At 48.1% G+C, this 13,331-nt stretch carries 13 protein-coding genes and 1 pseudogene; 3 read left to right on the top strand and 11 right to left on the bottom strand.

All coding sequences use genetic code 11. The features are described 5' to 3' along the window. Nucleotides 1–174 precede the first annotated feature (174 nt). Both V7K53_RS25345 and V7K53_RS25340 read right to left on the bottom strand, forming a co-directional pair. Nucleotides 175–1,713 carry an amidohydrolase family protein gene (locus V7K53_RS25345; protein WP_335200288.1) on the bottom strand — a complete coding sequence of 513 codons (1,539 nt, stop codon included), beginning with the start codon at nucleotides 1,711–1,713 and terminating at the stop codon, nucleotides 175–177. A gap of 241 nt (nucleotides 1,714–1,954) precedes the next feature. Next, a complete protein-coding gene (locus V7K53_RS25340; protein WP_335200287.1) occupies nucleotides 1,955–3,319 on the bottom strand; it encodes an LLM class flavin-dependent oxidoreductase in 1,365 nt (454 codons plus the stop codon). A 647-nt stretch (nucleotides 3,320–3,966) separates the two neighbouring features. Between V7K53_RS25340 and V7K53_RS25335 the strand changes: the two are divergent. After that, nucleotides 3,967–5,134 (top strand): annotated as a pseudogene (locus V7K53_RS25335) (IS630 family transposase). Nucleotides 5,135–5,346: 212 nt separating this feature from the next. Here the strand turns inward: V7K53_RS25335 and V7K53_RS25330 are convergent. Next, entirely contained in the window at nucleotides 5,347–5,505 is a 159-nt protein-coding gene (locus tag V7K53_RS25330; RefSeq protein WP_335200286.1) for a hypothetical protein, read from the bottom strand. Continuing rightward, on the bottom strand, nucleotides 5,502–5,729 hold the full coding sequence (locus V7K53_RS25325; RefSeq protein WP_335200285.1) for a hypothetical protein: 228 nt from the start codon (nucleotides 5,727–5,729) through the stop codon (nucleotides 5,502–5,504). The genes V7K53_RS25330 and V7K53_RS25325 overlap by 4 nt, the downstream gene beginning before the upstream one ends. Nucleotides 5,730–6,248: 519 nt before the next feature. On the opposite strand from V7K53_RS25325, the gene V7K53_RS25320 reads away from it, so the two are divergent. Continuing rightward, entirely contained in the window at nucleotides 6,249–6,512 is a 264-nt protein-coding gene (locus tag V7K53_RS25320; RefSeq protein ID WP_335200284.1) for a hypothetical protein, read from the top strand. A gap of 48 nt (nucleotides 6,513–6,560) precedes the next feature. Continuing rightward, nucleotides 6,561–6,764 (top strand): hypothetical protein, encoded by a 204-nt coding sequence (locus V7K53_RS25315; protein WP_335200282.1) that lies wholly within the window; start codon nucleotides 6,561–6,563, stop codon nucleotides 6,762–6,764. Between the two features lie 185 nt (nucleotides 6,765–6,949). Here V7K53_RS25315 and V7K53_RS25310 read toward each other — a convergent pair whose 3' ends face one another. The 7 genes from V7K53_RS25310 to V7K53_RS25280 all read right to left on the bottom strand — a co-directional run bounded on the left by V7K53_RS25310 (nucleotide 6,950) and on the right by V7K53_RS25280 (nucleotide 13,226). After that, on the bottom strand, nucleotides 6,950–8,329 hold the full coding sequence (locus V7K53_RS25310) for a dihydrolipoyl dehydrogenase family protein (protein WP_335200280.1): 1,380 nt from the start codon (nucleotides 8,327–8,329) through the stop codon (nucleotides 6,950–6,952). 527 nt (nucleotides 8,330–8,856) lie between these two features. Then, nucleotides 8,857–9,924: an alpha/beta fold hydrolase gene (locus V7K53_RS25305; RefSeq protein WP_335200278.1), complete on the bottom strand. Its 1,068-nt coding sequence runs from the start codon at nucleotides 9,922–9,924 to the stop codon at nucleotides 8,857–8,859. A 304-nt stretch (nucleotides 9,925–10,228) separates the two neighbouring features. Continuing rightward, nucleotides 10,229–10,888, bottom strand: a complete 660-nt coding sequence (locus tag V7K53_RS25300) for a VOC family protein (RefSeq protein WP_335200276.1) — start codon at nucleotides 10,886–10,888, stop codon at nucleotides 10,229–10,231. Continuing rightward, entirely contained in the window at nucleotides 10,848–11,180 is a 333-nt protein-coding gene (locus V7K53_RS25295) for a hypothetical protein (RefSeq protein ID WP_335200274.1), read from the bottom strand. The genes V7K53_RS25300 and V7K53_RS25295 overlap by 41 nt, the downstream gene beginning before the upstream one ends. 79 nt (nucleotides 11,181–11,259) lie before the next feature. Beyond that, nucleotides 11,260–12,042 (bottom strand): GMC family oxidoreductase, encoded by a 783-nt coding sequence (locus tag V7K53_RS25290; RefSeq protein ID WP_335200273.1) that lies wholly within the window; start codon nucleotides 12,040–12,042, stop codon nucleotides 11,260–11,262. Next, on the bottom strand, nucleotides 12,036–12,413 hold the full coding sequence (locus V7K53_RS25285; RefSeq protein ID WP_335200272.1) for a GMC family oxidoreductase N-terminal domain-containing protein: 378 nt from the start codon (nucleotides 12,411–12,413) through the stop codon (nucleotides 12,036–12,038). The genes V7K53_RS25290 and V7K53_RS25285 overlap by 7 nt, the downstream gene beginning before the upstream one ends. A gap of 465 nt (nucleotides 12,414–12,878) precedes the next feature. Further along, nucleotides 12,879–13,226, bottom strand: coding sequence for an NIPSNAP family protein (locus V7K53_RS25280; protein ID WP_335200271.1), 348 nt, complete (start codon nucleotides 13,224–13,226; stop codon nucleotides 12,879–12,881). Nucleotides 13,227–13,331: the final 105 nt, after the last annotated feature.

The following is a 13,331-nucleotide window of genomic DNA, read 5'->3' as shown; positions in this document are numbered from 1 at the left end:
GAGGCAGAGGGGCAGAGGAGCAGAGGGGCAGAGGAGAAAAATATTACTGCAATCTCTTCTGCTCCCTCATCTCGCCTTTTACCCTACTCAGTGCTAGTCCTAAGTGAATTAAGAAGTACTCAGCACGGGCTAAACGCCCCGCTACCGCTAACGGAACTCAGCACTCAGCACTCTTCATGCCACTACTAGGTTTTTATCCACTTGTTTAAATTCGGTGTTACTTACCTTGGATTCGATCGCTGTACCCTTGAAGAAATCGGGGTTAGCTTGGGTGTAAAACTTGTAGGGATTGGCGAATACATAGGATTTGAAGTCGGCTTCGGAAATAACGCCTTCTTGAACCAAATCCCAGCTTTCAGCCAAGGGGGAAGTTAAGTCTGGCACATCCCAGTGACCAACATCGGAGGAATAGATGGCGTTGATCTTGACTCCCAGGGGATTGGCTTTGTCATTGAATGCCGTAGCGATCGTGCGATCGTCGGACTCGGAACCAAAGAAGAAACTATTCACCCAGCGATCGCGGATGTCTTCAATTGTTTCAATGCCTGCTGCTGCAAAATCATCCAATTCGCTACCAATCGGCGCACGGCTATGACGGCTGAATGAAGCTCCCAGTACAGTCTTGGTCAATTCATCCTTATCGAGGGAATGTCCTTGAGTAACTTCTGCACCGTAGCGCTCAAATATTTCAAACAACTCATCGGCATTTGTCAACGCTGGATTGTAGTTTTCCAGTGCCTTGATATTGCGCTTCAAGAACCGATCTACCAAATGGATGTAGACGCGGGCACCCCAATCTGCACCACCTTCCAGCATCGCTACGCGCAACTGTGGAAAACGCTTGGTAACACCGCCGAAGAACAGCGCCTTGGCAAATGCTTCCGAACCATCGGCAAAGTGACCAATATGGTTGTTCATGTAGTTACTGATGGAGGAGCGGCCAGTCCAACCCTGACTGCCGTAATGGGTGGTGACAGGTACGCCAAGTTCCACGACCTTGGCCCAGAAAGGATCGTAGTCGTATTCACTATCTAATCCGTAGAAGTCGATATAAGAAGCATACTTGGCGATTTCGGGGAATTTATCGGCTGGATATTTATCAGCGATCGCCTTAATCGGCCGTTTCACCCCACCAGTGATATTAATCACTTTTAAGCCCAGTGTTTTAACTGCAAACTCTAGCTCCTCAATGCCTTCTTGGGGAGTAGTTAAGGGAATGCCAGCAACCGGTGTCAAGCGATCGCTATATTTCCGGTAAATATCAGCATGATAGTGATTAACCGCACGTTGCAGGGCTTGACGGTTCTCTGCACTGGCTCCAGCTGGTGCTAAGACATTGTTGGGAAACAGCACCGAATAGTCCGATCCTTGCTCTGCCTGACGCTCATAGAGGAGTCCGGGGAGGGTGTAAGTAGCGAGATCCAGTGTATTTTTGGTAACTCTAGCCCACCAAGGCGATCGGATTGTGCGGTTGTATTGACGTTCTTCAGGAGTTTGTTGATACCAGTCTTTACCGTTGCTCTTAGAGTTAAGACGAGAAGCTTCAGTCTTGCGTAACTCATCTACAAGTTTCACACCACCGTACTTAGCGATGTAATCCTCAAAAGCTGGCGTGAAATCATTGGTATGAACGTCGGTGTCGATTACTGGATAATCAAGAGTTGCTCTGATTGCAGCAGAGCGTGAGGTCTTCAATCGGCTATATTCAGTCATGTTTTTTCCTTACCTACAGCACAAAAATTACAGGTTTTTTCAGCATCCAATGCTGCTATTGACAAATACATTTCTTGTAGAGACGGCGATTTATCGCGTCTCTCCACAATCGCGTCTCCCTACGATTTTCCGTAAGGCGGCGATCTACAAAAAGTACGCTTTAAAAGGTATGGCATAAGCATCCGTGAAAAATTCATTTATCCTACAGCACTATAAACACAGTGCAGATATGAAAAGTCATTTACGCCAACACCAATCTTTCATCTAGTTGTTTAGCGGTAAAACGATTGGCCGGACGACGCAATCCCAGGTTTTCACGCAAGGTACTGCCTTCGTATTCAGTACGAAACAGTCCCCGTTTCTGTAGAACGGGAACGACTAAGTTAACGAATTCATCCAATCCTGTGGGAAGGATTGGCGGCATGATATTAAAGCCATCTGCTGCACCGTTGTTGAACCATTCTTCTAGCTGGTCAGCAATAGTTTCGGGAGTACCAAGTATGGTGCGATGACCTCTTGCAGTAGCAAGAGAGAGATACAACTGACGCAGCGTAAGACTGCCACGAGTAGCTAAATCTTTGACTAGTTTGAGACGACTTTTGTTAGTGTTGGTGTCGCTGGGTAGTTCGGGAGCTACATCATCTAAAGAATATTTCGACAAATCCACACCCTTGTAATAGTTCTTTAAAATCCCCCAGGCGACATCGGGATGGATTAACGATTGCAAGAATTCGTATTTTTCTTGAGCTTCTGATTCGGTACGGCCAATGATTGGGAAAGCACCAGGCATGATTTTTAGATCGTCTGGCGATCGCCCATATTGTGCTAGCCTACCTTTGACATCAGCATAAAATTCTTGGGCATCGGCTAGGGTTTGATTGGCGGTGAAAATCACCTCAGCAGTGCGTGCAGCTAAGTCCCGTCCCGATTCGGAGGCTCCAGCCTGAACAATCACTGGATAACCTTGGGGCGGACGACCAACGTTTAGAGGCCCTTTTACAGAGAAATATTTGCCTTTGTGATTCAATGTATGCAGTTTATCCGGGTCGAAATAGACACCAGACTCTTTGTCACGGATGAAAGCATCGTCTTCCCAACTATCCCATAGACCTTTCACCACTTCCACAAACTCTTCAGCTCGTTCATAACGCTGGCTGTGTTCTGGGTGATGCTCAAGTCCGAAATTACGTGCGGCATTCTCATTGCCTGTCGTGACTACATTCCACCCTGCCCGGCCCTTACTCAAATAGTCCAACGAAGCAAACTTACGTGCCAGGGTATAGGGTTCTTCATAAGTGGTCGAGGCGGTGGAAATGAAGCCGATTTTTTGGGTTACAGAGGATAAGGCCGAGAAGAGGGTTACAGGCTCAAAATGGGCAATTTTACCATTGCGATGCTGAGTTTCTGGAGCGCTGCCCCAGACTCCTGGACTGTCTGCCAAGAAAACTGCATCGAATAAGCCGCGTTCGGCAGTTTGGGTGATTTCTTTGTAATGCTCGAAATTCAATCCAGCATCTGCTTGTGAATCGGGGTGTCGCCAAGCAGAGACATGGTGTCCGGTAGCTTGAATGAATGCACCTAAACGAATTTTGCGTGTTGTACTCATGCTTTTTTCTTTTCTTAAAATTGCCTTAGCAGTAGCTCTATGGTTGGTATCGCTGATTTGTATATAGCTGGCACGAAGAAAAAGTGAAACCTCGCCTTTGTCAGGATGTTGGTGTAGTGCTAAGAGACATTGCATTTGAGAGTATGAAACCTAGCTCTACTCTTCTTAATTTCCTACACCCCAAAAGCAGTCATCTCAAGGGTTAGCACTTTTCTTCGTGTCATTCGTACATAGCTACGTCAGTAATGAATGTAATTATGGAATGCTCTCTAGCAACCAAGCTTACCGTTCAGTTACCAAATAATTGCTCAAAAATCAAATAACCGAATTGTAAGCAAGTTTAATAGCACAGCAGAATTAAGGATGCTGCTGCTTGGTGCTCGAATTACCATAAATTTATCAAGTAATTTTACTCAGCAGATATGAGCCTACACGATCAATACAAAAAAAGATGTGCTGACAATCACAATCTCATGGAATACTAATTATTAGTTTTACGAATATTAAGTATTGCGAACTATTAGTTTGCAGAGTATATAGTTATGTATGATCCCCAAAGCTTGTTAGATAATACTCTAGTAGTCTGCCAAGGTAACTTTGCTAAGTAAAACCTCTAATTGGTAAAATAGCCAAAAATGGGGTGTAACATGGCGAAAAAGTACATTGTTGACTTGGATGAAGATGAAGTTTCTCAACTGCAATCGATAATTAAGAAAGGTAAGCATAAGGCAAGAACCATAACCCGTGCAAACATTCTTCTGATGGCTTCTGAAGGAGAAACGGATCAAGCGATCGCTAGCACAGTTAGAGCGCATGTTGCGACAGTACAACGGATACGGGAAAAATTTGTCATTGGTGGGTTAGATTTTGCTTTAAAGGATGAAGTTCATCCACCAAAACCTAAAAAATTAGATGAAAAGCAAGAAGCATTTTTAATCGCCACTGCTTGTTCTAATCCACCAGTTGGAAGAGTACGTTGGACAATGCAATTATTAGCGGATCATTTAGTGAACGTTGGTATCATAGATTCAATTTCGGACGAAACAGTGCGTCAAACTTTAAAAAAAATGAAATCAAACCGTGGTTAAAAGAACAGTGGTGCATTCCTGAAATTAATGCAGAATATGTTTTCCGAATGGAAGATGTCTTGGATTTATACAATGAGCCTTATGATCCTAAACGCCCTGTAGTCTGCTTTGATGAACGTCCCTACCAATTAGTAGAAGAAGTAAGACTTCCTTTGCCACCAGAGCCGGAGCAACCTGAACGTTATGATTTCGAGTATAAACGTAACGGGACAGTAAATTTATTCGCGTGTTTTCAACCCTTGGCTGGATGGCAGCATATTGAAGTTACACAGCGCCGTACAAAAGTAGACTTTGCTCTTCAAATGAAAAAGTTAGTAGATATTGATTACCAAGATGCTGATATTATTCGTTTAGTAGTTGATAACCTAAATATTCATACTCCCAGCGCGTTATATGAAGTTTTTCCACCACAAGAAGCACGTCGAATTATTCAAAAGTTAGAGTTCCACTATACTCCTAAACACGCTTCTTGGTGAGCCAGTGCGTTGGGCGGGTTCCCCGACTTGAAGCAACTGGCGAACCCGAAGGGCTGAATCAAGTAGAAATTGAATTATCTGTTTTATCTCGCCAATGTTTAGAACGGCGTATTCCTAATGCAGAAACATTAACTTCTGAGATTGCCGCTTGGGAGAAACAACGTAATCAACAAAAAGCCAGTGTCTATTGGGGTTTTCAAACCAAAGATGCTCGCCGAAAAATGCAGCGTTTATATCCAAGTATAACCTAGCAAAATTGCCTTGGCAGACTACTAGTCAGTGGATGATACTTTTTATCAATCCACTCTTTTGCCACTTTGTCAATGTGTAAGTCCTAAAGTTTTATTTCTGCTTCTAGCTTTGTATCTACGCTAAAATTCTCAAATAACGATTTGGCGTGAGCGATCGCAGTTGTTGCGAGCTGTGAATAGCGTGTATCGGTTTGAGTTTATTGCCTCAAGCCTTATTTGTCCAAATTTGGGTAGAGTCGGTCAACTTCATCCCATGCCTGATTCGCCAAACATTCCAGAGTCATAGCTAGAAAGAGTGGATGGTCATACTTTCCAGCTTCAAAAGACTCAAGGAAGATTTCGATTTGGAGGAATAGGAGTTTGGCGTTCATAGAGTTGCGATCGCGCCTCTTCTCTCATCCGTTTCGATTTCAAAGTAGGGGTCAAGCCCTTTATTGTCGTGGTATCCGGTGAAGGTGCGAATAGTTTCCTTTGGGATTCCATTCTTTCTCAATCGGTTAACAAAGCTCCGTCTCATAGTATGAGTAGAAATACCCTTAGCTTCATACCCTGCCTTCTCCACCGCAGCCATCAAAATGTTGTAAGCGTTTTCCAAACGATTGGTTTAGTGCCACACCTTGAGGGAAATAACCATTCACTATTTGTTTGTGGTTTGTATCGCTCCAAAGACTCCTTCAATATTGGATGTACTGGAATTTCTGTGGTATCGGCTGTCCCGTCTGGTCTATGCTTTCTGATGATTGCAGGAAAGATTTATTCACTTCATTAAATCCGTTTTTATAACAATACCTTAGCCAATTTGCGAGGGTGAGTTAATGTATTAACTCACTTCTCTCGAAGGCTTGGCAAAAACCATAAGTCCTAAAAATTCCTTCCAGGTTTCCTACAAAGTTTTTTAACATATTGCCTGTAGTATAAAGGGTTTGAGCGCCCAAGGTGCCTTGTAAGCTAAACGCTCATGTATAGGTCATTTTGCCATTTTTGTCAAAATTTTTGTAGACTCTTATTTTGGCAAAGGTATTGTATAACCAACTTTGATGCAAACACTGACCAAAGTTTAATTGTTGGCGATTTAGAGCAAGAAATACCCTCAATAAAAAACACGCTCAATGGTGTGGCATCTGACGCGGAGCTAGCCAAAGGATTATCTAATCAAGCTGTCACAAGATCGGGACAAGCCGTAACAGAATCAGCTAATGCTGCAAGAGCGGCTTTGAACGCATCATTGGATGCTAATGGACTAAAACAAATAGTCAATGGTATTCGCTCAAGGGTTAATAACATAGGTCTTGCAATTGGGAGGCTAGAAGCTTCCGTTGAGAACGCGGTCACTAACGCTGCAAAAGCTGTAGGCATACAGCAGTTTTCAATTGAGTAGACTACAAATCTAGTAAACTAAAGATGTAGTAAAAATACTCACGAGTAAATGGCTGCCCCCTACTCAACAGATCTACGCCAACGTGTGATTAATGCTTATAAAGCAAAACAAGGGTGGCAACAACAACTAGCCGATCGCTTCAAAGTGAGCTTATCGTTTATTCAGCGGTTAATACGTCGCTATCGGAACACAGGAAAAGTGGATGCCAAAGTTGATGGAGGTGGAGCGATGTTTACGACGGGTGGTTCCTGAGCGCAGCCGTTGGCGTAGCCTCTCGTAGAGAAGGGCTACGCCTACGCCAAAATAAAAGTTGAGAACTTACCTGCTTTGCAGCAATTAGTAGATGAACAACCGGATGCCATACTAGGAGAATTATGTGAGCGCTATTGCATTCAAAGTGGTATTAGTGTCAGCGTAGCGACGATGCACCGTGCAGTTCAACGATTGAAATTGACAGTTGGCATATCATCTCCAACGAGTAGCCTTGCAAGACTGGGCAATGCTTCAGCGTAAGTTGGGTGAATGTGAACCGATTGTTCGAGTACCTGCCACGTTGCTTTAGCTTCCATCAGCGACAAAAAGACATGCACGAGTTCAGCCGTTTCGTACCCAACCAGCGTTGCTCCTAAAATCAAATTTGTGTGGGTGTCGATGACCATGCGGTAGAAACCCAGATCGTGCCCCCATTCAATGCTGCGAGCGATATGAGCCATCGGCAGAGTGACTTCACGAGCAACAATGCCCTGTTTCTGAGCCTGCTCTAGCGTCATGCCTACCCGGCCCACTTGCGGCTCAGTATAAACGGCATAACCTAATACCCGATCGTTGCGTGTTCGATGTTCGCCACATAGAATGGCTTTCAAGCGACGATAGTCCTCCCAAGAAACATGGGTAAAAGCAGGCTGCTTGGCAGCGTCCCCGATCGCATAAATTCCGGCGCAAGTCGTCTGAAACCGATCGTCGATTTTAATAAAACCCTGTGCATCTAATTCAACGCCTGTCACCGCAGAATTTAATGCTTGAGTATTCGGTTTGCGCCCAGTCGCAATCAGCAATGCTTCTCCATCCAGTACTTCACCATTGTTCAGCGTTAGGGTAAACACACGGTTGGTATAAGCAACCTGCTGAACCGTCACATTGAAATGCAGTCCAATTCCGTCTTGCTCAAAGGCATCAGCAAGCACAGCACTGATATCGGATTCTTCTTGAGCCAGCAAGCGATCGCCCCGCACAATCAATTTGCTTTGGCTCCCTAAACGTGCCATTCCCTGCCCTAACTCCAGGGCAATATAGCCACCGCCGACCACGAGCAACCGGGGCGGAATTTGCTGCAAATCAAAGAAATTTCGGTTGGTTAGATAAGGCGTTCCAGCTAAACCAGGAATATCAGGAATAGTAGAGGATGTCCCTGTGTTGATAACAATGAGCGGAGCCTGCACCGTCACACCTCCTCCACTCACAGTTCGCTCTCCGGTGAAAGCAGCTTCAGCGCAGATGACTCGAACCCCTGCACTCTCTAATCGCCGCTTGGTACCCTGGTTAAACTGGCTGCGAATGCTACGCACACGCTCCATCACCGCAGAAAAATCGACTTCAACCTGCGCGTGTATGCCTAGCTTCGCGGCTTGTCGAGCGCGACCTGCGGCATGAGCAGCAGCTAAAAAGGCTTTAGAAGGTGTGCAACCATAGTTTATGCAACTGCCACCCAACGCATCGCGCTCAAACAAAACAACCTTTCGGCCTGCTTTGGCAAAGTCAGCCGCGAGTGGAACTCCGCCCTGACCACTTCCAATTACAATTACATCTGCTGTTTCCATTGTTACCTCTGTTGATAGCTGGTTATTACAGTTTGTCGAGTCCGACTGGCTTTGATTAAACCGGCTGCCTTCTCGCCAATCATGTTGGTAGTGCTATAAGGGACATCCAAGAATTAAATTACTCAATTCCTACATCAAACACTAGTATCTAATTTCTTCTCCCCCTGCTCTCCCTGCTCACCCAAGCGATTGATTATTTTTTTATTTGGAAGTCCCGTCAGACCAGTGGGTCGCTGCGGGCCGTCGGTGGAGATCGATGAGCGCCTCTTGCGGAACGGGCGGATTGCGTTGTCTTTGGTCGCGTCGCGATCGCCTTAGCCGCGACCTGAGCTTGTGCGCGGGTCTGGGCGGATTGCTGGGCAACCACGAGAGCGGGCGGTGTCAGGAACACTGTAGCCGCAAAGAGCGCGACGAGGAGTAGCGAGAGGAGGATGAAGAGACCTGCGGTGCGGGCTTTGGTTTTGTAATGAACTTTTTCAGTTTGGTCATGGTGTTTTCTCCTTGCTGCAAATTGTCTGTTTCACGACTCAGGCTAAACACGATCGGTAACCGTCAACTTCGACGATGGCCTTTGCAAACTCCTGTGGCGCTTCTTGCGGCAGGTTGTGCCCGACCCCGCCCCGAACGATTTGATGTGCGTATTTGCCCGAGAATTTCCTTGCATAGGAATTGGCATCCGGGTGCGGCGCACCGTTGGCATCACCTTCGAGAGTGATGGTGGGTACGGCGATCGCAGGGGCTGCGGCGAGCCGCTTCTCAAGATCGTCGTACTGCGGCTCGCCTTTGGCTAGGCCGAGCCGCCAGCGGTAGTTATGGATGACGATACCGACGCGATCTGGATTGTTAAAGGATGCGGCGCTACGCTCAAACGTCGCGTCATCGAAGTGCCATTGCGGCGAAGCAAGTTTCCAGATGAGCTTGTTAAAGTCATGCCAGTATTTTTCGTAGCCCGCGCGGCCCCGCTCCGTCGCGAAATAAAATTGATACCACCATTGGAGTTCGGCCTGCGGCGGCAGCGGTGTCTTGTTGGCTTCAGGGCTGCCGATCAAATAACCACTCACGGAGACGAGCGCCTTGCAGCGCTCCGGCCAGAGTGCCGCGATGATGTTCGCTGTTCGCGCTCCCCAATCATAACCAGCGAGGATCGCCCTCTCGATCTTGAGAGCATCCATCAAAGCAATGATATCGACAGCGATCGCCGACTGCTGGCCATTGCGGAACGTCTCGCTCGAAAGAAAGCGCGTTATGCCATAGCCGCGCAGATACGGGACGATCGCCCTGTACCCAGCCGACGCCAACAAAGGGGCGACATCGACATAGCTGTGAATGTCGTAGGGCCATCCGTGCAGGAGGATTACCGGACGACCATTCGCGGGACCAACCTCAGCATATCCGACATTTAAAACACCAGCATCGATCTGCTTCAGTGAGCCGAACGACGTGTTTGTCCCCGACTTCAGCATGGACAGAACTGCTGGTTTTGTTTTGCTCGATTGTGCGATCGCAGAACCGAATATGCCTAGCTGTGTAGTAGCAATGGTCATAGCCGCAGCGCCCAAAAAGCGGCGGCGTTGATGGTTAATTTTCTCGGACATTTATCTTTTTCCAATTGGATTTAACTCAACTTGCTTTAATTGAATCGGCTATCTGTTTATTGTTTTATAATTTAATGTTCATCCCAAGCGATCAAATTATCTCCGGTAACAGCCGATCTCCTCATCTGATACGGGGCAAAGGAACGCTGCCGACACATCTGGGCAAGTTTTGAAGTGAGGACGCGGACTCAGCGCAGCGACCTGAGCGCCGCCCTGAGTTCCTGAGCAAAAATCATTGGCTTTGTAAGCCTCTGCTGCTACCTAGTCGCCGACATACTCGGCGGGTGTGGCAAATCTGACCGCATCATCTGGAAAGAACATGAAAAACCTCCTCCATGTAACGGTCAGCGGCAGCGGTGGACTCTTCTGGACTGCTGCCATTCTGACGCGCACTCAGATAAGGCGCGTACCAGTCCCACCAATGATGCTCGGCGTGAGTTTTCTCGTAGCGATCGTGGTACTCTGCCGTCTCGCCAAGAAGGTTTGCAAGGGTTGCAACATCCATGTCTCGTACTCTCGTAGAGTTCCAAACGCGACCGGGAAGCCGCGCTTGGATTTCCTGGAGCAGCCAGAGGTTCCCATCTGGGTCCTCGAACGAGGCAAATGAGAAATAGGAACGACCTTGCGGGTCGCGCCCCAGGATGCGTGGGTTGTCCACGGCGTTGTTGAAGGGGCCGCCGGCGTAGTGGAAGACCTCGCTCACGTTGACACCACGAGCGATTAAGTCTTCGCGAGCGGCGTCGAGGTCGTCCACGGCGAGGACCAGGCTGTGCGCCGAGCCAGAATTGTTCGGAGTGACTCCCTTGCCGAAGATGATCGAGGCTTCCGAGTTGTACGGCGTCATCTGCACGCCACGGAAGTCGCCATCCACCACGTCGATGTCGAGCCGCCAGCCGAGATTCTCGTAGAATGCTTTCGCGCGGTCAACGTCGGAAACGCTGAACACTACGACTTCGAGTTTCATGTTTTGACTGTTTAGGGACTTGCTGCTCATCTTGTTCTCCTTTAGCTTGATGGGTTTGATGTTCAGATTGGTTAGTTTTCATTCTTCTGCGATCGCCTTTGGCGGGTTGGGCTACCTCCAATCTTCGATTGGAGGAACTCACGAAGTCACTAGTAGTTCGCCAAAGAAACTTTGCGGGGTAAAGGGGAAGGGGGAAAGGTTTTAAATCCCTTACCCTTTCCCCTTTACCCTTTCCCCAGCCCTCACAAGCGCATTTTTGGGTTGGCAGACTACTAGAGCGCAATCTGACCATCGCTCAATTTAGACCACTCAAGTTCTTTGAGTTAACACGCGACTTAGATGTGCGTCCGCCAATGAAAAGTGCGGTGGTTTTATTGCACGCTAGAGTCTGTTTTTACGGTGGTTTGCAGTTGGTGTTTGAGATGTAAAATTTCCGCTGCCCGCTCCCCGACGATCGCGCAGGGAGCCATCGTGTTACCGGTTGTTACTCGTGGCAGAATCGATCCATCAGCAATCCGGAGATTGTCGATTCCATAGACTCTCAGGTTGCTATCCACCATTGACATGGCATCCTGGCCCATCTTTGCGGTACAGGTTTCGTGCCAGAAACTCGTTGCAGCATCCCGAATAAAGCTTTCGAGTTCGGCCCCTTTCAAATTACCTGGCATGACTTCGCGCTTGACAAACGGACGAAGCGGAGCGGAATTACCGACTTCGCGGCAGAGTTCTACGCAGGCGATCGCAGTTTTGAGATCGTCCGCGTGAGACAGAGTGTTTGCATCAATTAGAATTGGGTCGGATGGATCGGCTCCCGTTAGGCGCAGGCGGCCTCGGCTTTTGGGATGGGCGATCGCCCCAAATAACGTCCAGCCTGCACTAGGCAGCCCAAACCGGACGGCATTCTCAGCACTGGTTTTTGGCACCTCGGCCTGACAGACAAATAAATCTGGACTTTTAAGCCCGGACTGGCTGGTTGAGAAAAAGATTGCCTCGGACAAGTTGTTTCTGGGTTCGAGAGCGGTTTCATATTCCCAGACACAATCAAATGCAACGTGGTCTTGAAAATTTTGCCCCACACCGGGAAGGTGCTGCACGACAGGAATTCCAAATCGTCGCAACTCGGACTCATCGCCGATACCGGATTGTATCAGCACTTTCGGCGTATGGATTGCACCACTTCAACTGCCGCACCAATGCGATAGATCGCGTCACGATAAGATATCTCCACGCCAGTAGCACGCTTGCCCTGGAACGTCAGCCGTATGACCAGTGCATGACTGAGAACCGTCAGGTTTGGCCGATCCATATAAGGGTAGACGTAGGAGCGGAATATCGATTCGCGCTTACCATTGCGGACTAGCACATCGCTGATAGAAGCGCCCTTCGCCGCTTCCATCATGCGTCCGTTCGGATTTTCAAAAGTAGGAATACCCACCACCCGCGCTCCTTCGACGGTCGCGGGTGCGATCGCGTTTGGATCTGGCGCAGGCTGGACAAATACTGGCCCTCCCGTTCCGCGATACATTGGGTCTGGCACACCATGTTCTCAAAAGTCGTCTTCATCGCGCCTACCTCGTTTTCAAAATCGAATTAACTCAGGTTGCTTCTTGTCCGTTTCCATCACCGCCTTATGAGCACGATCATTAGCCGCGATTCTGTATAAAGATGCGCCAAGTTATATAAGGAACGAACCGCAAAGGGGAGGCAGCGCGGTCTTCTCTACGAGACGCTGCGCGGTAGCGAGTCATCGAGCGTCTGGGGGTCTCCCCCATGAGCGACTGCCGTCACAAAGGACACAAAGGAAGAAAGAAAATTTGGCGCAGCCTCACAAAGAAATGGTATTAGCCCCGATTTGAGAAAAGGTTCTGCCTAGATCGCGTTTACAAATTGATGCTGAATTCACTGGGGTTACGTGTTGTCTGTGCGTATTGTTCAGTTGTAACGGTAAGGAGTCTGCATTGCCGGATGCTATAGGTTCGAGTTCTGCCGCTCACTTCACCGAGGAAAAGGTGGTCGGTGCCAGCAACTCGTTGCTGATATTCTGCACAAGTTGACCGTCCTTCTCGGTTTCGGTGCCGATCGCGATCCATTCAGGGTCAGCGAGGAATGCACCCCAGCGCTCCTCACGGTCAGCCAAGCTGTCCCAGGCAAGCAGGTAGGTGAGTTGCTGGTTGCTCTCGCCGATTAACGTTGTCCAGAATCCAGCCTGGCGGATGCCATGCTTTTCCCAAATCCGTAACGTGTGGTTCTGGAAGCGTGCAATCAGCGCTGGTAGTCGTCCGGGAATGGAGTGGTAGATGCGTAATTCGTAGATATTTCCTTTTTCAAGTTGGGTCATGGTAGGTGTTCCTTTGTATAGCAATTTGCCATTCGGGTGTGGGGTAAAAGCCGCTATAAGAAGGGTGGACGATCGCGCAATCTTGTTTGAGAGCGTCAGAGCCGT

This window comes from Nostoc sp., assembly GCF_036917355.1.
Taxonomy (GTDB): domain Bacteria; phylum Cyanobacteriota; class Cyanobacteriia; order Cyanobacteriales; family Nostocaceae; genus Nostoc.
This window is presented reverse-complemented; position numbering and strand designations above follow the sequence as displayed.